This is a genomic window from Streptomyces bullii, assembly GCF_042657145.1.
GTDB lineage: Bacteria > Actinomycetota > Actinomycetes > Streptomycetales > Streptomycetaceae > Streptomyces > Streptomyces bullii.
Genome location: NZ_JBHSNY010000006.1, coordinates 279917 through 299240, shown reverse-complemented (window position 1 = coordinate 299240; position 19324 = coordinate 279917). Strand labels below are relative to the sequence as shown.

The 19324-nt window shown below is 73.7% G+C and carries 15 protein-coding genes; 13 read left to right on the top strand and 2 right to left on the bottom strand.

The annotated features are described in order from the left end of the window. Positions 1–110 precede the first annotated feature (110 nt). The 8 genes from ACFPZJ_RS18875 (at position 111) to ACFPZJ_RS18840 (ending at position 11288) form a co-directional block, all read left to right on the top strand. The gene (locus tag ACFPZJ_RS18875; protein ID WP_381022695.1) at positions 111–2561 is read left to right on the top strand and encodes an ATP-binding SpoIIE family protein phosphatase; all 2451 of its coding nucleotides are present in this window, start codon (positions 111–113) and stop codon (positions 2559–2561) included. A gap of 368 nt (positions 2562–2929) precedes the next feature. Further along, on the top strand, positions 2930–3568 hold the full coding sequence (locus ACFPZJ_RS18870) for a hypothetical protein (RefSeq protein WP_381022692.1): 639 nt from the start codon (positions 2930–2932) through the stop codon (positions 3566–3568). A 121-nt stretch (positions 3569–3689) separates the two neighbouring features. Further along, positions 3690–4523: a M55 family metallopeptidase gene (locus tag ACFPZJ_RS18865; protein WP_381022689.1), complete on the top strand. Its 834-nt coding sequence runs from the start codon at positions 3690–3692 to the stop codon at positions 4521–4523. Continuing rightward, complete coding sequence (locus tag ACFPZJ_RS18860) at positions 4516–5829, top strand: M20/M25/M40 family metallo-hydrolase (protein WP_381022686.1); 1314 nt, start codon at positions 4516–4518, stop codon at positions 5827–5829. Before ACFPZJ_RS18865 ends, ACFPZJ_RS18860 begins: the two co-directional genes overlap by 8 nt. A gap of 14 nt (positions 5830–5843) precedes the next feature. Continuing rightward, entirely contained in the window at positions 5844–7796 is a 1953-nt protein-coding gene (locus tag ACFPZJ_RS18855; RefSeq protein ID WP_381022684.1) for a prolyl oligopeptidase family serine peptidase, read from the top strand. Beyond that, entirely contained in the window at positions 7793–8740 is a 948-nt protein-coding gene (locus tag ACFPZJ_RS18850; RefSeq protein WP_381022681.1) for a S66 peptidase family protein, read from the top strand. The genes ACFPZJ_RS18855 and ACFPZJ_RS18850 overlap by 4 nt, the downstream gene beginning before the upstream one ends. 210 nt (positions 8741–8950) lie before the next feature. Further along, entirely contained in the window at positions 8951–10699 is a 1749-nt protein-coding gene (locus ACFPZJ_RS18845) for a CocE/NonD family hydrolase (protein ID WP_381023452.1), read from the top strand. Between the two features lie 31 nt (positions 10700–10730). After that, complete coding sequence (locus ACFPZJ_RS18840) at positions 10731–11288, top strand: GNAT family N-acetyltransferase (RefSeq protein WP_381022679.1); 558 nt, start codon at positions 10731–10733, stop codon at positions 11286–11288. A 30-nt stretch (positions 11289–11318) separates the two neighbouring features. On the opposite strand, the gene ACFPZJ_RS18835 is transcribed toward ACFPZJ_RS18840, so the two are convergent. Continuing rightward, positions 11319–11666 (bottom strand): VOC family protein, encoded by a 348-nt coding sequence (locus ACFPZJ_RS18835; RefSeq protein WP_381022676.1) that lies wholly within the window; start codon positions 11664–11666, stop codon positions 11319–11321. A gap of 135 nt (positions 11667–11801) precedes the next feature. On the opposite strand from ACFPZJ_RS18835, the gene ACFPZJ_RS18830 reads away from it, so the two are divergent. Then, a complete protein-coding gene (locus tag ACFPZJ_RS18830; protein WP_381022674.1) occupies positions 11802–12305 on the top strand; it encodes a phage holin family protein in 504 nt (167 codons plus the stop codon). A gap of 30 nt (positions 12306–12335) precedes the next feature. After that, on the top strand, positions 12336–13349 hold the full coding sequence (locus ACFPZJ_RS18825; protein ID WP_381023449.1) for an SDR family oxidoreductase: 1014 nt from the start codon (positions 12336–12338) through the stop codon (positions 13347–13349). 324 nt (positions 13350–13673) lie between these two features. Here the strand turns inward: ACFPZJ_RS18825 and ACFPZJ_RS18820 are convergent, their stop codons facing one another. Further along, on the bottom strand, positions 13674–14636 hold the full coding sequence (locus ACFPZJ_RS18820) for an LLM class F420-dependent oxidoreductase (protein WP_381022671.1): 963 nt from the start codon (positions 14634–14636) through the stop codon (positions 13674–13676). A gap of 166 nt (positions 14637–14802) precedes the next feature. Between ACFPZJ_RS18820 and ACFPZJ_RS18815 the strand changes: the two genes are divergently transcribed. The 3 genes from ACFPZJ_RS18815 to ligD are packed head-to-tail and all read left to right on the top strand — an operon-like array spanning position 14803 to position 19315. Further along, positions 14803–16548 carry an NAD(P)/FAD-dependent oxidoreductase gene (locus ACFPZJ_RS18815; protein ID WP_381022669.1) on the top strand — a complete coding sequence of 582 codons (1746 nt, stop codon included), beginning with the start codon at positions 14803–14805 and terminating at the stop codon, positions 16546–16548. Then, positions 16545–18392, top strand: a complete 1848-nt coding sequence (locus ACFPZJ_RS18810) for a transketolase (protein WP_381022667.1) — start codon at positions 16545–16547, stop codon at positions 18390–18392. Before ACFPZJ_RS18815 ends, ACFPZJ_RS18810 begins: the two co-directional genes overlap by 4 nt. Further along, entirely contained in the window at positions 18389–19315 is a 927-nt protein-coding gene (ligD, locus tag ACFPZJ_RS18805) for a non-homologous end-joining DNA ligase (protein ID WP_381022665.1), read from the top strand. Before ACFPZJ_RS18810 ends, ligD begins: the two co-directional genes overlap by 4 nt. The last annotated feature ends 9 nt before the right edge of the window (positions 19316–19324 follow it).

The window sequence follows — 19324 nt, the reverse complement described above, 5'->3', positions numbered from 1 at the left end:
GCGGTCCGCCGGTCAATTCGCGCATTGCCGCACATGGCGACCGGTGGTGGCCGTACGGTGGTGACGCCTGCACAGATCTTGCGCAGCCTGGGGAGGGAGGGCCTTACGCCATGGACCGTGGCACCGACCGGGACGTACTTCCCAGCCGCGGAGCCGGGGAGGTTACGGTGGCGGAACACGCCGCCGGCCGTATCCCGCTGGCCGTGGTCGTGGTGGACCGCGAGGGCCTGGTGTCCCACTGGAGCAGCGGCGCACGGCGCCTGCTCGGCGTTCCCAAGGACGAGGCCGTCGGCCGTCCGGCCGTCGACCTGCTGCCCGTCACCGGGGCACTGCCCGAAGCCGACGCCACCGGCCCGTACGAGTCGTACGCGGGGGACGACGGGCCGGGACCCGGCCTGGAGTCCTCGCTGGACGGAGGGCTGTCCTACCCGGCGGCGGGCCGCGCCCGGCTCGGCGCCGCCGGACGGGACCGCGTCGACGTGCTGTGGTGGGGCTACCCGCTGGTGGGCCCGGGCCCGGAACGGCTGCTCGTGCTGGCCGCCGACGCGGACGCCCTGTACGGGCCGCAGGAGGCGACGTTCGAGCGCATCGCGCCCGGGTTCGCCCTGCACACCGACTTCCCCGGGTCCGACGACCTCGCCCGCCGGCTCCCCGAGATCCTGCCCAGCATGAGCGTCGAGGAGAGCACCCGCATCGTCGCGCAGGTCCTCGAACTGGGTTATCCCGTCCTGGAGTTCAGTCAGAACGACCGGGTGCCCGTCACCCCCGACTGGGGCGTGCCCCGGCGCGTCGAGCGCAGGGCGCGCAGGGAGCGGGCGGCCCGGGCCCTGGCCGCCGGTGAGCCGGTGCCGGCGGACCTGCGGGACGAGGCGGAGGACCTCGAGTACGCCGCTGTCCGAGAACGCCTGGAGTTCCTCAACGAGGTCAGTTCCAAGATCGGCACCTCGCTCGACCTGGCGCAGACCATCGTCGAGGTCAGCAAGGCGGTCGTGCCCCGCTTCACGGACGTGGCCTGCACGTATCTGCGCGAACAGGTCGTCGCCGGCGAGGGGTTCCCCGAAGGAGTGCCGGACACCACCACCATGTGGCACCGGGTCGCGTTGGAGCACACCGACGAACCGGGCCGCTGGGAGGACGTCGTGCCGGTCGGCGAGGCCATGCCGTTCCCGGCGGAGACGCCCTTCTTCCAGTGCATGACGACCGGCGAGCCCATCCTCATCCCGCGCATCAGCGAGGAGATGGGCCACGCCATCGCCTCCCAGTTCGACAAGCGCGACATCCGGCCCCTCATCACGCACCGCTCCATGCTGATGGTGCCCCTGAAGGCACGCAACGTGGTGCTCGGCTTCATGGCTTTGATGCGCCACCCGGAGCGCCCCGAGTTCAACGACATGGACCGCGTCACCGGCGCCGAACTGGCCGCCCGCGCGGGCCTCGTGCTCGACAACGCGCGCATGTACACCTACCAGGAGAACGTCGCCGAGACGCTCCAGGACAGCATGCTGCCGCACATCCCGGCGCGCATGGCGGGCTGCGACATCGCCACCCGCTACCTGCCGGGCACGCTCATGGGCCGGGTCGGCGGCGACTGGTTCGACTCCGTGAAGCTGCCCGGCGCCCGCACCGCGTTCGTCGTCGGCGACGTCATGGGCCACGGCCTCAACTCGGCCGCGATGATGGGGCAGTTGCGCACGGCCGTGCAGACGATGGCCGCCCTCGACCTACCGCCCGCGCACCTGCTGCGCACCCTCGACGACCTCGCCCAGCGGCTCGGCGACACCTACCTCGCGACCTGCCTGTACGCCGTGTACGACCCGATCGCGGGCGAGGTGCACCTCGCCAACGCCGGGCACATCCCGCCCGTGCTGGTGCGGGCCGGCGACGGCCGCAGTGAGCTGCTCGACCTGCCCACCGGCGCGCCCATCGGCGTCGGTGGGGTGCCCTTCGAGGCGGTCCGTGTGCGTGTGGAGCCCGGCGATCGGCTCGTGATGTGCACCGACGGCCTGGTGGAGGTCCGGGGCGAGGACATCGGCGTCGGCCTCGCGACGCTCTGCGAGTCGGCCGCCCACCCGGCCGCGTCCATGGACGACGCCTGCGACACGATCATCCGCGCCCTGGGTGCCCGCGGCGGTCGCAAGGACGACGTGGCCCTGCTGATGGCCCGCCTCAACGGCATCGCACCCGACGACGTCGCCGAGTGGCGTCTCGGCCTGAGCCCCGCCGAGGTCGGCCGGGCCCGTGCGGTGGTCCGCGAGCAACTGCACGAGTGGGGGCTGGACAAGCTCGTGGCGAGCGCGGAGCTGATGGTCAGCGAGCTCGTCACCAACGCCGTACGGCACTCCCGCAGCCGTCCCGTGGAGCTGCGGCTGGTGCGTGGCGACACGCTGCTGTGCGAGGTGGACGACGACGACCACGAGCTGCCGACCCTGCTCAACGCGGGCCCGGCCGACGAGGCCGGGCGCGGACTGCGGGTGGTCAGCGGCCTCGCCCGCGAGTGGGGGACCAGCCGGACGAAGGCGGGCAAGAGCGTCTGGTGCGAACTGACGCTGCCGCGAGGCTGAGCCGCCGGGGTGTCCCGGCCGGATGCCGAGACATGGAGTGAGGCCGAGGCCGTGGTCGGCTCGTCCGCCGGCCGGCGTCGAAGGCGCCATTCGACGTCCCGTGACAGCGGGGGCGGCATCGCAGCGTAGGGACGACGGCGATCCGGGCCGTGGCGTCGGGACGCAGGTGACGGTGGCTCAACTCCGTTGTGCGCGCAGCCTCTTGACGTTCCGTTGACCGGCCGGATACTTGCGGGCGTGGTCCCGGGAGTTTCCGTACCACGTGTGTTCGCGATGTCGAACACCGTCCGAGTGGTCGTGGCTCGACGGACCGGTCACGCCGTCATCCCCCCACCCCGACGGCCCACCCCCCACAGGAGGACCCCGCAATGACTCCACGACGGTCGCAGGAGGCCACCGAGCGCGCCACCACGCCCTGGCGGGCCAAGGCGGTCATCGCCGCACTGGCGGTCGCGGCGCTGGCCGGGCCCGGTGTCGCCCAGGCCGCCCCGCAGCCCGCACCCGCGTCCCAGGAACAGGCGGCGGCGAGCATCACCTGGCGCCTGGAACGGGCGAGCAGCCCCACCTCGGACCAGCAGGACGCCTACAACCGCATCACGGCGGCCATGAACGCCGCGGTCGCCCGGTACAACAACCTCAGCGACCTGGGCAAGGCCATCACCGTCCGCTACGAACCGGGCGTGCCCACCGCGGACGGCAACATCAACGGAACCATCCGCTTCGGCAGCAACCGCGGCTACATGACCGAGCGGACCGCCCTGCACGAGATCGCGCACACCATCGGCGTGGGCACCAGCTCGGGGTGGGGCTCCCTGGCCGCCGGCGGCACCTGGCGCGGCGCACAGGCCACGGCCCTCGTCAAGCAGTACGACGGTTCGGCGGCCAAGATCTCCACCGGCGGCGGACACTTCTGGCCGTACGGCCTGAACTACGAGAACGAGTTCTCCAACACGGCGGCCGACCGCCACGTACGGATCGTCGCCGCCATGGTGCGCGACGGCCTGTGAGTTCAGGGGCGGGTGCCCGGGGCGGCGCCGCCCCGGGCACCCGCCCGTCGGGGCCGGCCGGAGGCCCCCGCGCGGGTGTCCACCGGACAGGGCCCCTCCCCGGCGCGTAACGTGGCGCGGTATGAAGATCCTCATCAGTGCCGACATGGAGGGCGCCACCGGGGTGACCTGGCCGGCCGACGTGCTGCCGGGGACGCCGCAGTGGGAGCGGTGCCGGGCGCTGTTCACCTCGGACGTCGACGCGGCCGTGCTGGGGTTCTTCGACGGTGGTGCCGATGAGGTGCTCATCAACGAGGCGCACTGGACCATGCGCAATCTGCTGCTGGAGCGGCTGGACGAACGAGCGCAGATGCTCACCGGCCGGCACAAGGCGCTGTCCATGGTGGAGGGCGTGCAGCACGGTGACGTGGACGGTGTCGCGTTCGTCGGCTACCACGCGGGCGCCGGCATGGAGGGCGTCCTCGCGCACACCTACCTCGCGAACTCCGTCACCGGCGTCTGGCTGAACGACGTACGGGCGAGCGAGGGGCTGCTCAACGCGGCCGTGGCCGCCGAGTTCGGGGTGCCGGTGGTGCTGGTCACCGGGGACGACGTGGCCTGCGAGGACGCGCTCGGGTACGCGCCGGAGGCGCTGAAGGTCGCGGTCAAGGACCATGTGTCGCGGTACGCCGCCGTGTGCCGGACGCCCGCCCGGACCGCCGCCGAGATCCGGGCCGCTGCCAAGGAGGCGGCCGGGCTGGCGGGCCGCCGGGAACCGGCTCACGCCGGTCCGTTCACCGTCGCGGTGGAGTTCGACGCGGAGCATCTGGCCATGGCCGCCACCGTCGTCCCGGGTGTGGAACGCGTCGCAGAGCGGAAGGTGGCGTACACCAGCGGCACCATGTACGAGGGCATCCGCACCTTCAAGGCGGTCACGACGATCGTCTCGGCCGCGGTGGAGGAGGAGTATGGCTGAGCAGACGGACCAGCGGGCACTGGACGAGGTCGTGACGTTCACCTCCGACCTCATCCGGATCGACACCACCAACCGGGGCGGCGGCGACTGCCGGGAGCGGCCCGCCGCCGAGTACGCCGCCGCGCTGCTGGCGGAGGCCGGGCTGGAGCCGGTGCTGCTGGAACGCACCCCGGGGCGGACCAACGTCGTCGCCCGTGTCGAGGGCCACGACCCCTCGGCCGACGCGCTGCTGCTCCACGGCCACCTGGACGTCGTACCCGCCGAGGCGGCGGACTGGAGCGTGCACCCGTTCTCCGGGGAGGTCCGCGACGCGGTGGTGTGGGGGCGCGGCGCCGTCGACATGAAGAACATGGACGCGATGATCCTCGCCGTGGTGCGGGCCTGGGCGCGTCAGGGTCTCAAACCCCGGCGGGACGTGGTGATCGCGTTCACCGCCGACGAGGAGGCCAGCGCCGAGGACGGCTCCGGTTTCCTCGCCGACGAACACGCCGGGCTGTTCGAGGGCTGCACCGAAGGCGTCAGCGAGTCCGGCGCCTTCACCTTCCACGACGGCAGCGGCCGCGAGATCTACCCCATCGCGGCCGGTGAGCGCGGCACCGCGTGGCTGAAGCTCACCGCGCGCGGGCGGGCCGGGCACGGCTCCAAGGTCAACCGGGACAACGCGGTGACCCGTCTGGCGGCGGCGATCACCCGGATCGGCGAGCACGACTGGCCGCTGCGGCCGACCCCGACCGTACGGGCCGCCCTCACCGAACTCGCCGCGCTGTACGGCATCGAGACGGACCTGACCGACGTCGACGCGCTGCTGGACAAGCTCGGCCCCGCCGCGCGGCTCGTCGAGGCGACCGTCCGCAACAGCGCCAACCCGACCGTGCTGGACGCCGGTTACAAGATCAACGTCATTCCGGGGGAGGCCGTGGCGTACGTGGACGGGCGGTATCTGCCCGGCTGCGAGGACGAGTTCCGCGCCACGCTCGACCGGCTCACCGGGCCGGACGTGCGGTGGGAGTACCACCACCGGGAGGTGGCCCTCCAGGCACCGGTGGACTCGGCGACCTTCGCGCGGATGCGGGCCGCCGTCGTCGAGTTCGCCCCGGAGGGGCACGTCGTGCCGTACTGCATGTCCGGCGGCACGGACGCCAAGCAGTTCTCCCGCCTCGGCATCACCGGCTACGGGTTCACACCGCTGAAACTCCCGGAGGGCTTCGACTACGGTGCCCTCTTCCACGGTGTCGACGAGCGCGTGCCCGTCGAGGCGCTGCACTTCGGCGTCCGCGTGCTCGACCGGTTCCTGCGGTCGGCCTAGGCGAAGGGGGAGACGTGCAGACCCTGCCCTACGGTGCGTGGCCCTCGCCCATCGACGCGGCCACGGCCGCCGCGCACGACGGGAACCCGGAGTTCGTAGGATTCGTCGGCGACGAGGTGTGGTGGACCGAGCCCCGGCCCGCCGAGGGCGGCCGGCGCACCCTGGTGCGGCGCCGCGCCGACGGCACCGAGGAGTCGCTGCTGCCCGCGCCGTGGAACGTGCGCAGCCGGGTCATCGAGTACGGCGGGCAGCCCTGGGCCGGGACCGTGACGGACGGCGAACCGCTCGTCGTGTTCGTGAACTTCGCCGACCAGCGGCTGTACCGGTACCGGCCGGACGGCGAGCCGCACCCGCTCACCCCCGTGTCCCCGGTGGGCGGCGGCCTGCGCTGGGCGGAGCCGCTGCCCCGGCCGGAGCTGGGCGAGGTGTGGTGCGTGCTGGAGGAGTTCACCGGCGACGGACCCTGCGACGTGCGCCGCGTCCTGGCGGCCGTACCGCTGGACGGCTCCGCCGCCCAGGACCGGGACGCCGTACGCGAACTCACCGACGGGCGGCACCGGTTCGTGACCGGGCCGCGGCTCTCGCCCGACGGGCGCCGTGCGGCCTGGCTCGCCTGGGACCATCCGCGTATGCCGTGGGACGGCACGGAACTGGTCACCGCCGAGGTCGGTGCGGACGGCACCCTGCGCGGGGCACGGACGGTGGCCGGCGGACCGGAGGAGTCCGTCGCCCAGGCCGACTGGTGCGCGGACGGCCGTCTGCTGTACGCGAGCGACCGGACGGGCTGGTGGAACCTGTACCGCGAGGGCGAGCTGCTGTGCGGCCGTGAGGAGGAGTTCGGCGGGCCGCTGTGGCAGCTCGGCCACCGCTGGTTCGCCCCGCTGGACAACGGGCTGATCGCCGTCGTCCACGGCCGGGGCCCGGCCGTCCTCGGGGTGCTGGACCCCGAGACCGGCGAGGTCGTCGACGTGGCGGGCCCCTGGACCGAGTTCGCGCCGACGCTCGCGGTGCACGGCGAGCGGGTGGTGGGCGTCGGCGCCAGTCCGCGCAGCGCGTACGAGGTGGTCGAACTCGACGCCCGGACGGGCCACGCCCGCGTGATCGGTGCCGAGCACGACGACGCGGTGGCCCCCGCGTACTACCCCGAACCGCAGATCCGCACCTTCACCGGGCCCGACGGCCGCGAGGTCCACGCGCACATCTACCCGCCGCACCACCCCGACTGCGTCGCGCCCGGTGACGAACTGCCGCCCTACGTCGTCCGGGCGCACGGCGGACCCACCAGCCGGGCACCGCTCGTGCTGGACCTGGAGATCGCCTACTTCACCTCGCGCGGCATCGGCGTCGCCGAGGTCGACTACGGCGGCTCCACCGGGTACGGCCGGGAGTACCGCGACCGGCTGCGCGAGCAGTGGGGCGTGGTCGACGTCGAGGACTGCGCCGCCGTCGCCCGGGCCCTGGCCGACGAGGGCACCGCCGACCGCGACCGGCTCGCCGTCCGGGGCGGCAGCGCGGGCGGCTGGACCGCGGCCGCGTCGCTGACCACCACCGACGTCTACGCCTGCGGCACCATCAAGTACCCCGTCCTCGACCTGACCGGCTGGGGCTCGGGGGAGACCCACGACTTCGAGTCGCGGTACCTGGAGACGCTGATCGGGCCGCTCGCCGAGGTGCCCGCGCGGTACGCCGAGCGCTCGCCCGCCCGCCACGCCGACCGGCTCACGGTGCCCTTCCTGCTGCTCCAGGGCCTGGACGACGTGATCTGCCCGCCGGCCCAGTGCGAACGGTTCCTGGCCCGGCTCTCGGACCGGCAGGTGCCGCACGCGTACCTCGCCTTCGAGGGCGAGGGGCACGGGTTCCGGCGCGCCGAGACGCTGGTGCGCGCCCTGGAGGCCGAACTCTCCTTGTACGCCCAGGTGTTCGGCCTCAACCCGCGCGGCGTCCCGACCCTGGAGCTCACCACGTGACCCGCACCGGTCCCGCGCCACAGGTCCAGCCGCTGCTCCGCCCGCGCCGGCTGGCCCCGGGTGCCCGCGTGGCCGTGGTCGCGCCCAGCGGGCCCGTGCCGGAGGAGCGGCTGCTGGCCGGGCTCGACGTGCTGCGCGGCTGGGACCTCGACCCCGTGGTGGCACCCCATGTCCTGGACCGCCACCCCGAGTTCGACTACCTCGCGGGCACGGACGCGGACCGCGCCGCCGACCTGCAGAGCGCCTGGTGCGATCCGTCCGTCGACGCGGTGCTGTGCGCGCGGGGCGGCTACGGCGCCCAGCGGATCGCCGACCTGCTCGACTGGCCGGCGATGCGCGCCGCCGGACCGAAGGTGTTCGTCGGGTTCAGCGACATCACGGCGTTGCACGAGGCGTTCGCGACCCGGCTGGGCCTGGTCACGCTGCACGGGCCGATGGCCGCCGGCATCGACTTCATCAAGAACGCGCGGGCCCAGGACCACCTCAAGGCCACCCTCTTCGCCCCCGAGACGGTCCGCACCCTCGCCTCCGGCACCGCGCTGGTCCCCGGCCGGGCCCGGGGCGTCACCCTCGGCGGCTGCCTGAGCCTGCTCGCCGCCGACCTGGGCACCCCGCGGGCCCGGCCCTCGGCCCGCGACGGACTGTTGTGCCTGGAGGACGTGGGGGAGGAGACGTACCGGCTCGACCGGTACCTCACGCAACTCCTGCGTGCCGGCTGGCTCGACGGCGTCCGCGGGCTGCTGCTGGGCTCGTGGGAGCGGTGCGACCCGTACGACCGGATCCGGGCGCTGCTCGCCGACCGGCTCGGAGGTCTCGGCGTGCCCGTCGTCGAGGAGTTCGGGTTCGGGCACTGCGAGGGGGCGCTCACGGTCCCCTTCGGTGTCCCGGCCGAACTCGACGCGTGCGCGGGCACCCTGACGCTCGACGAGCCCGCGCTGCGGTGAGCCGGACTCCGGAGCCCGGACGTCCGGGAACCTTCACTGAACATCCGTCAAGAAACCCCGGGCACGGCGATTGACCCCGTCTGACACGTGTCACAGCATGAGGACCGGCCGCTACCTACTGGTCGGTATCGGCCGTCTCGGGTCGTCCTCACCGTGGAGGTCCATGTGCCCCGACGCGCGCCCAGATCCCGCGCCCCGCTCGCCCTCGTCCTGTGCGCCGCCCTCACCGCGCCCCTCGCCCTCACCGCGCCCCTCGCCCTCACCGCGCCCGCCGCCGCGGCCACCGCCCCCTACACGGTCACTCCGCTGACGTTCACCGTCCGGGCGGGCGACCGCACCTGCACCGTCGACGCCGACCTGTACCGGCCCACGGGCGTCGACGACGCCCACCCCGCGCCCGCCGTGCTCGCCACCAACGGCTTCGGCGGCAGCAAGTCCGACGGCTCCACCGACGCCATCGGCAAGGCCTTCGCCCAGCGCGGCTACGTCTCGCTCGTCTACTCCGGTCTCGGCTTCGGCCGCTCCGGCTGCCTCATCTCCCTCGACGACCCCGCCGTCGACGGCGCCGCCGCCTCGCAGCTCATCGACTTCCTGGGCGGCGAGCGCGCCGCCGACGACGGCACCACGGCCGGTTTCGTCACCCAGGACGGCCCGGGCGACCCGCGCGTCGGCATGATCGGCGGTTCCTACGGCGGCGCCATCCAGCTGGCGACGGCAGCCGTGGACCACCGGGTCGACGCGCTCGTGCCGATGATCACCTGGCACGACCTGGCGTACTCGCTCGACCCCAACAACGCCGTCGGCGCACGCGACGTGCCCGGCGCCTTCAAATGGCAGTGGACCAACGGCTTCTACCTCATCGGACAGAGCCAGCCGCTGACCCAGCCGGGCCTGGACCCCTCCCGGATCAACTCCCTCGACTGCCTGCACTTCGTCACCCCGGCCTGCCGGACGGTCCGCACCCTCAACTCCGGGCGCTACCCGGCCGACCGGACCGCCGAACTGCTCGCCTACGCACGCCAGATCTCCCCGGTGTCGTACCTCGGCCGCGTCCGCACACCCACCCTGCTCGTCCAGGGCCAGGCCGACACCCTCTTCAACCTCAACGAGGCCACGGCGACGTACCGGGCGCTGCGGGCCGAGGGCACCACCGCCAAGATGATCTGGCAGGCGTGGGGCCACAGCGGCGGTCAGACCACCGGTGAACTCGACCTGGCCCAGGGCAACCTGGAGACCAGCTACGTCGGCCGGCGCGTCCTCGCCTGGTTCGACCGCTACCTGCGGGGCCGGACACAGGTCGACACGGGACCCGCCTTCGCCTACCACCGCGACTGGATCACCGATCCCGGCCGCGCGTACGCCACCGCCGACCGCCTGCCCGCCCTCGACCGGCGGCTGTTCCTGTCCGGTGACGGCAGACTCGTCGACAGCCGCCGCGAGGTGACGCGCGGCAGCCGCACCTACACCGACGCGCTGGTGCCCACGAGCCATTCGGAGAGCTCGTTCGCCGGGTTCCTCGGGCTGCCGGACCCGGCGCCCTACGACCGGGAGGGCACCCACCTCGCCTGGACCAGCGCCCCGCTGGAGCGTCCCCTGGACGTCGTGGGAGCCCCCCGGGTCACCCTGAAGGTCGTCTCCCCGCAGGCCGAGCGGACCCAGCACTCCGGCGACGCCGCCGACAAGCTGGTGCTGTTCGCCAAGCTCTACGACGTGGCGCCCGACGGCACGCAGACACTGGCCCGGCGGCTGGTCGCACCGGTCCGAGTGCCCGACGTGACAAAGAGCTTCACCGTCACCCTGCCCGGGATCGTGCACCGCTACGAGAAGGGACACCGGCTCAGGTTCGTGATCGCGGCGAGCGACGACGCCTACTTCGGCAACCGCGGGATCAAGCCGGTGACCGTGGTCAGCGCGCCCGAGGACACCGGGGAGCTCCGGCTGCCGGTCGCCGGCGGATGAGCCGCGCGAGGGCACGTCGTAAGGTGGCGGCGTGCCCGACAACACTTCCCGCTACCTCGCCGAAGGACCCCGGGTCGGCATACGCCACTTCACCTACGAGGACGGTGCCGAGTTCACCGCCCGCGCCCGGGAGAGCAAGGACCTGCACCACCCATGGCTGTTCCCGCCGGACAGCGCCCAGGCGTACACCGCGTACGCGGGCCGGCTGATCGAGGACCCGACCAAGGCAGGGTTCCTCGTCTGCGAGAAGGACGACGGCTCCCTCGCCGGGTTCATCAACATCAACAACATCGTCGAGGGCGGCTTCCAGTGCGGCACGCTGGGCTACGGTGCCTTCGCGCACGCGGCCGGGCGCGGGCTGATGCGCGAGGCTCTCGGCCTCGTCGTGCGCTACGCCTTCGGGCCGCTGCGGCTGCACCGGCTGGAGATCAACGTGCAGCCCGCCAACCACGCCTCGATCGCGCTGGCCCGCGGCTGCGGGTTCCGCCTCGAGGGCTTCTCACCGGACATGCTCTTCATCGACGGGGCGTGGCGCGACCACGAGCGCTGGGCGATCACCGTCGAGATGCTCCGCGGCACCGCCCGCTGAGCCGCGCCGACCGCGCCACGACCACGCGGCTCACCCCTGCCGGTCCACGTACTCGTACACCGTTCCGTCCGGGTGCCGGGCGATCAGGTTGCGGCCCACCTGGGTCGGCAGGGGGCCCGCGATGATGTCGGCGCCCAGCTCGGTGAGCACCCGGTAAGTCTCTTCGACGTCCTGCACGGCGATCGTCGCCGCGACCTTGCGCAGCAGCTCCAGCGCGGGCGCGGGGCCGCTCATCAGCAGGAAACAGCCGACCGCGGCGACCTGGACGCCACCGCGTTCGAAGCGCAGGGCTCTGCCGCCCGCCAGCCGCTCGTAGAAGGGGATGGCGGTCTCGAGGTCGTCGACGCAGACGCGCAGTGTGGCACCGAGAATCTCCATGCGGGCGAGCCTAGTTGCGACGGCCGGGGCACGAGACCGGTCCCGACGATCTTCACCGTCTCCTCGATCCCCGTCTCCTCGACCGCCGCCGCTGGTGGGCGTTACGCGCCAGGGGGGCCCGGGTACCCGGCGCTCATGGAGCGCTTGGATCACCTGGAGCATCTGGACAGGCACCTGGTCGACGAACTGGCGCAGGTGGCGCGCGAGACGGTACGCGAGGAGCTGCGCGAGCAGACGCGCAAGCAGCGCCGCAAGGCCACGCTGTACGCGGCGTCCGGTGCCGTCGCCCTGTACGCGGGCGCCGCCCTCGCACTCGCCCTCGGCCTGGTCCTGGCCCTCTTCCTGCCGGACTGGGCCGCCGCGCTGATCACCTCCGCGATCCTGGGCGCCGTCGCCTACCTGCTGCGCGGCGCGGCCCGGCCGTCCGCGTCCCGGGCGGCCTCCGAGCGCCGGCCGGAAACGTCCGGGGCCCGGGAGGGCACCGGCCCGGCCGTCCCGTCCGCCGCGCCCGGCGCCCTGCCGTACCCGCCGGTGCCGCCCGCTCCTCCCGCCGTCGGCGGACCGGCCGGTGTGCCCGCTCCGGGCGCCGTGCCGCCGCGCCCCGACACCGACCCCGAGACGCCGCACCACCGGGCGTGATGCGCTGTGCGCACATCCTGGACGGGGCCGCTGAAGCGCGGCGGGGTCATCGTGGTCACGGGAGCCAGCGGCGGCGTGGGGCGGGCCACGGCCCGGGCCTTCGCCGCCCGGGGCTGCAAGGTGGCCCTGCTGGCCCGGGGACGCAAGGGACTGCAAGCGGCGGCCGACGAGGTGCGGCGCGCGGGCGGTGAAGCGCTCGTCGTCGCCGTGGACGTGGCCGACGCCCAGGCCGTCGACGCCGCCGCCCAGCAGGTCGTCGACACCTTCGGCCGGATCGACGTGTGGGTCAACAACGCCTTCTCCGGGGTGTTCGCGCCGTTCACTGAGATCTCCCCGGACGAGTTCCGCCGGGTGACCGAAGTGACGTACCTGGGTTACGTGTTCGGCACCAGGGCCGCGCTGCGCCACATGCTGCCGCGCGACCGGGGCACGATCGTGCAGGTCGGTTCCGCGCTCGCCTACCGGGGCATTCCGCTGCAGTCCGCGTACTGCGGGGCCAAGCACGCCATCCAGGGGTTCAACGAGTCGCTGCGCTGCGAGCTGCTGCACGCGCGCAGCGGCGTGCGGACGACGATGGTGCAGCTGCCGGCGGTCAACACCCCCCAGTTCGACTGGGTGTTGAGCCGGATGCCGGGGCAGGCCCGGCCGGTCGCGCCGGTGTACCAGCCGGAGGTGGCGGCCCGAGCCGTCGTGCACGCCGCCCGGCACGGACGGCGCCGGGAGTACTGGGTGGGCGCCTCGACGGCGGCCACGCTGCTCGCCAACGCGGTCGCCCCCGGGCTGCTGGACCGGTACCTGGCCCGCGCGGGGTTCGGTTCCCAGCAGGACGAGGGAGAGCCCGCCGGGCGCGGCAACCTGTGGTCACCGGCCGACGGCCCGCAAGGCCGGGACTTCGGGGCGCACGGGCGCTTCGACGACGAGTCCCACGACGACAGCCCGCAGAACTGGCTGTCGCGGAACCGGTCGCGGATGGGGGCCGTCCTCACGGTGGGCGCCGGTGTCGCGGCCGCACGCGGGCTGGCCCGCCTGGCCGCCCGCCGCTAGGCCCGCTGGGCGAAAGGCGGTTTGTGACAGCCTGGCCACCGGGGCCTCGGGCGTTGGCCACGGGGCCTCGGGCGCCCGGGCCGCCAGGCGACCCGGCCTCCTCCACCTCGTCCCCACCTCGCCGTGCGCGGTGTCAGGCCGTGGCCAATGCTGGGCCGGGCGGACCGCGCCCCGCCCGCCGGGTCCAGGGTGCCGTCGGAGAACATGTCGGCGCCGTGCGCACGGACACCGGCGGTCCGTGTGCCTGGACGCCGCACCGTGCACACGCGCACCGCAGGGCGGCGCGGGTTTCTCGTCCGCCCCGCCCCGCCCCGTCCGTCCCCGTCAGCCGTTCCGCTGGAGCTGTGGCAGCACCTTCGTGCGGTAGAAGTCGAAGAAGCCGCGCATGTCGGGGCCGATCTGGTTGACGTAGACGACGTCGAAGCCGGCGTCGGCGAACTTCGTCAGCTCGGCGATGTGCTCCTCCACGTCGTCGCCGCACACCCGGTTCTCCCGGACCATGTCCTCGGTGACCAGTTGCTGGGCCTGCTCGAAGTGTTTCGGAGAGGGCAGCACCTGGCCGAGTTCGCCGGGCAGCTGTTCGTTCGCCCAGAGCCGGTGGACGGTCCGGACGCACTCCTCCTTGTCGGTGCCGTAGCAGACCTTCGTGCCGCCGCTGACCGGCTTCGCGCCGCCCCCGCCCTTGCGGTACTGCTCCACCATCGACGCGTCCGGCATGACCGTGATGTAGCCGTCGCCGACGCGGGAGGCGAGCTGGGTCGCCGCCGGCCCGAAACCGGAGATGTCGATCGGGACGGGCTCGTCGGGGACCGTGTACAGGCGGGCGTTTTCCACCGTGTAGTGCGGGCCGTGGTGGTTGACCTCCTCGCCGGTGAACAGCCGGCGCATCACCTGGATGGCCTCCTCCAGCATCTCCAGCCGTACGTGCGCCGGCGGCCAGTGGTCGCCGAGGATGTGCTCGTTCAGCGCCTCGCCCGAGCCGACGCCGAGCCGGAAGCGGCCGTTCGTCATCACCGCGCTGGTCGCCGCGGCCTGCGCCACCACCGCCGGGTGCATCCGCACGGTCGGGCAGGTCACCGCCGTCTCGATCGGCAGGGACACCGCCTCCGACAGCGCGCCGATCACCGACCACACGAACGGGCTCTGCCCCTGCTCGTCGTTCCACGGATGGTAGTGGTCCGAGATCCACAGCGACTGGAATCCGGCCTGCTCCGCCATCCGGGCCTGCTCGATCAGCTCGGCGGGACCGTACTGCTCGCAGGAGAGGAAGTAACCGTACTGGGGCATGGGGGTGCCTCCGCGACGTGGACGTGCCTCTCCGGAACCGGGTACCCGGGGGCCGGGCCGGAAACCGGCGCCACCGGGCCCCGCCGGGGACCGGCGCACGTTTGGGTGCCCCGGCCAGGGGGACGCGGAAGGCTCCCGAGGTACGCGACTGCGCCGGAGGCGAACCGTGAGTCGACCCCGCATCCTGATCGTCGGAGCCGGCTTCGCCGGGTACCGGACGGCCCGCACCCTGTCCCAGCTCACCCGGGGCCGCGCCGACATCACCCTGCTCAACCCGACCGACTACTTCCTGTACCTGCCCCTGCTGCCCCAGGTCGCCGCCGGCGTCCTGGAGCCGCGCCGGGTCACGGTCTCCCTGTCGGACACCCTGCCGCACGTACGGCTGGTGCTCGGCGAGGCCGACCGCATCGACCTGGACGGCCGTACGGTGCACTACACCGGCCCCGAGGGCGAGGGCGGCATGCTCGGCTACGACCGGCTGGTCCTCGCCGCCGGCAGTGTCAACAAGCTGCTGCCCATCCCCGGCGTCGCCGAGCACGCGCACGGCTTCCGCGGCCTGCCCGAGGCGTTGTACCTGCGCGACCACGTCACCCGGCAGGTGGAACTGGCGGCCGCCGCCGAGGACCCGAAGAGCTGCGAGGCCCGCTGCACCTTCGTCGTGGTCGGTGCCGGCTACACCGGTACCGAGGTCGCCGCGCACGGGCAGCTGTTCACCGACGCGCAGGTCCGCAGGCACCCGCTGCGGCAGGGCATGCGGCCGCGCTGGATGCTGCTGGACATCGCGCCGCGCGTGCTGCCCGAGATGGACGAGAAGCTCTCCGCCACCGCCGACCGGGTGCTGCGGGAGCGGGGCGTGGACGTGCGCATGGGCACCTCGGTGAAGGAGGCCACGCCCGACGGGGTGCTGCTCAGCGACGGCGAGTTCGTCGAGACCCGCACCCTGGTGTGGTGCGTGGGCGTCCGGCCCGATCCGCTCGCCGAGTCGCTCGGGCTGCCGATGGAGCGGGGCCGGCTGCTCGTCGACCCCGACCTGCGGGTGCCGGGCCGACCGGAGGTGTTCGCGTGCGGTGACGCGGCGGCGGTGCCGGACCTGGAGAAGCCGGGCGGCTACACGCCGATGACCGCGCAGCACGCCTGGCGTCAAGGCAAGATCGCGGCGCTCAACGTCGCCGCGTCGCTCGGCCGGGGAGGCGGCGAGATGCGGCCCTACCGCCATCGCGACCTGGGCTTCGTCGTGGACCTGGGCGGTGTGAAGGCCGCCGCCAACCCGCTCGGTGTCCCGCTGTCCGGGGTGGCGGCGGGCGCCGTCACCCGGGGCTACCACCTCGCGGCCATGCCCGGCAACCGCGTCCGTGTCGCCGCCGACTGGCTGCTGGACGCCGTGCTGCCGCGCCAGGCCGTTCAGTTGGGCCTCGTACGGTCCTGGTCGGTCCCGCTGGACACGGCCTCCCCGGAGCTGGCGCGGTTGCCGGGCGGGCCCGGGCGGCGGGGCGAGGCCAACCCGCCGGAGCGGCGCGAGAAGGACGACCGGGAGCTGGGCCAGGTGGTCGCCGGCCCGAAGGCACGCCGGCGGGCCGGCCACCGCTCGGGGCCGGGGGCGGCGACCCCGGCCGACGCGGAGGACACCGGGGGTACGGGCGCTACCGGCGGCACCGGCCGTACGGGCGGCGACGGCACGGGCGGCCAGGAAGACCGGAGCGGAACCGCGCAAGGCGAGGCGGACGACGCCCGAGCCGGCGGCGAGGCGGCGAAGAACCAGCCCGGTGGTGAGGCCGCCAAGCAGCAGCCGGGCGGCGAACCCGCCAGGAACCAGCCCACCCCGCCACCCCCGGGCGACCAGCCGCCCCCCGGCGCCGACACCGCCCCCGGCCCCGTGAAGCGACCCGACCACCCCACCGAAGGAGACTCATGAACACCGGTGAACTCGTCGAGCTCGGCCGGCAGTTGCGCGTGGACAGCGTCCGCGCCTCCGCCGCGGCGGGCTCCGGGCACCCGACGTCCTCGATGTCCGCCGCCGACCTGATGGCCGTCCTGCTCGCGAACCACCTGCGGTACGACTTCGACCGCCCCGCCCACCCCGGCAACGACCGCTTCGTGCTGTCCAAGGGACACGCCTCGCCCCTGCTGTACGCCGCTTACAAGGCGGCCGGCGCCATCGACGACGAGGAACTGCTCACCTTCCGCAAGCTCGGCAGCCGGCTCGAAGGGCATCCGACGCCGCAGCGGCTGCCGTGGGTCGAGACGGCCACCGGCTCGCTCGGGCAGGGACTGCCCGTAGGCGTCGGCATCGCCCTGGCCGGGAAGCGGCTGGACCGCATCGGCTACCGCGTGTGGGTGCTGTGCGGGGACAGCGAGCTGGCCGAGGGCTCGGTGTGGGAGGCCGCCGAACACGCCGGTTACGAGCACCTCGACAACCTCACCGTGATCGTCGACGTCAACCGGCTCGGCCAGCGCGGCCCGACCCGGCACGGTCACGACCTCGACGCCTACGCCCGCCGCTTCCAGGCGTTCGGCTGGCACACCGTCGAGATCGACGGGCACGACGTCGACGCCGTCGACCGCGCCTACGGCGAGGCGATCTCCACCAAGGGCCAGCCCACCGCGATCCTCGCCCGCACCCTCAAGGGCAAGGGCGTCGCGGACGTCGAGGACCGCGAGGGACTGCACGGCAAGCCGCTGAAGAACGCCGACGAGGCGATCGCCGAGCTCGGCGGCCCGCGCGACCTGCGCGTCCGCATGCAGGAGCCGCCCGCCGCCCGCATGCTGCACGCCGTGCACACCGGCGCCCTCGACACGCCCCGGTGGGAGAAGGGCGAGGAGGTGGCCACGCGCAACGCCTTCGGGCAGGCGCTCGCCGCGCTCGGCACCGCACGCGGCGACATCGTCGCCCTCGACGGTGAGGTCGGCGACTCCACCCGCACCGAGTTCTTCGCCAAGGAACACCCCGACCGCTACTTCGAGTGCTACATCGCCGAGCAGCAGCTGGTCGCCGCGGCGGTGGGGCTCGCGACGCGCGGCTGGGTGCCGTACGCCGCCACCTTCGCGGCCTTCCTCACCCGCGCGTACGACTTCGTGCGCATGGCGTCGGTCAGCGGCTCCGGCATCAACCTCGTCGGCTCGCACGCGGGCGTCGCGATCGGCCAGGACGGGCCCAGCCAAATGGGCCTGGAGGACCTGGCGATGATGCGGGCGGTGCACGGCTCCACCGTGCTGTACCCGTGCGACGCCAACCAGACGGCGAAGCTGGTCGGCGCGATGGCCGGCCTGGAGGGCATCCGCTACCTGCGCACCTCGCGCGGCGAGAGCCCCGTGGTCTACGGGCCGGACGAGGACTTCCCCGTCGGCGGCAGCAAGGTGCTGCGCTCCTCCGACCGGGACCGGCTGACGTTCGTCGCGGCGGGCGTCACCGTGCACGAGGCGCTGACCGCCGCCGAGGCGCTGGAACGGGAGGGCATCGCCGTCCGGGTCATCGACCTGTACTCCGTCAAGCCCGTCGACCGGGCCACCCTGCGCAGGGCCGCCGAGGAGACCGGCTGCCTGGTCACCGTGGAGGACCACCACCCCGAGGGCGGCATCGGAGACGCAGTGCTGGAGGCCTTCCTCGACGGGCGTCCCGTACCGCGCCTGGCGCGGCTCGCGGTCCGGGCGATGCCGGGCTCGGCGTCCCCGGCCGAGCAACTGCACGCCGCGGGCATCGACGCCGAGTCGATCGCGGCGGCCGGACGGTTGCTGGTGGAGGAGGCGGTCGTGCCGTGAGCGGCGACGGGGCGCGGACGGTGCGGGCCGGCCGGCGCACGCTGCACGTCCACCGGCCGGACAAGGTGCTCTTCCCCGGCAGCGGGGAGGCCAAGGAGTACACCAAAGGCGACCTGGTCGACTACCACCGGGCCGTCGCCCCGTTCATGCTGCCGCACCTGCGGGGCCGCCCGCTGATGCTGGAACGGCAGCCGGACGGCATCGACGGCCCCAGATTCATGCAGAAGAACACCCCGGAGAACTACCCGGAGTGGATCACGCGCGTCGAGCTCCCCAAGGAGGGCGGCACCGTCTGCCACACCGTCTGCGACGACACCGCCACCCTCCTCTACCTCGTCGACCAGGCGAGCCTGACCGTGCACCGCTGGCTGTCCCGCGCCGGCAGCCCGCACCGCCCCGACCGGATGGTCTTCGACCTCGACCCGGCGGGCGACGACTTCGAGGCCGTACGCCACGCAGCCCGGCTGCTGGGAGAACTGCTCGACGCGCTGAACCTGCCGTCGGCGCTGATGACCACCGGGTCGCGCGGACTGCACGTGATCGTCCCGCTCGACGGACGCCACGACGTCGACGAGGTCCGCGCCTTCGCCCGGGACGTCGCCGACACCCTCGCCGACGCCCACCCCGACCGGCTCACCACCGCCGCCCGCAAGAAGGACCGCGGCGACCGCCTCTATCTCGACGTGCAGCGCAACGCGTACGCGCAGACGGCGGTCGCTCCCTACACCGTCCGCGCCCGGCCCGGCGCCCCGGTGGCCACTCCCGTCTCCTGGGACCAGCTGGACGACCCCGAGCTGCACGCCCGCCGCTGGACCGTCGCGGACGCCGTCGAGCAGGCCCGTACCGACCCGTGGGCCGGTCTCCTGCGCCGCGGCCGGGCTCTGGGGCCCGCTCGGCGGCGGCTGAACGCCCTGCGCGGCTGAGCCGTCGGG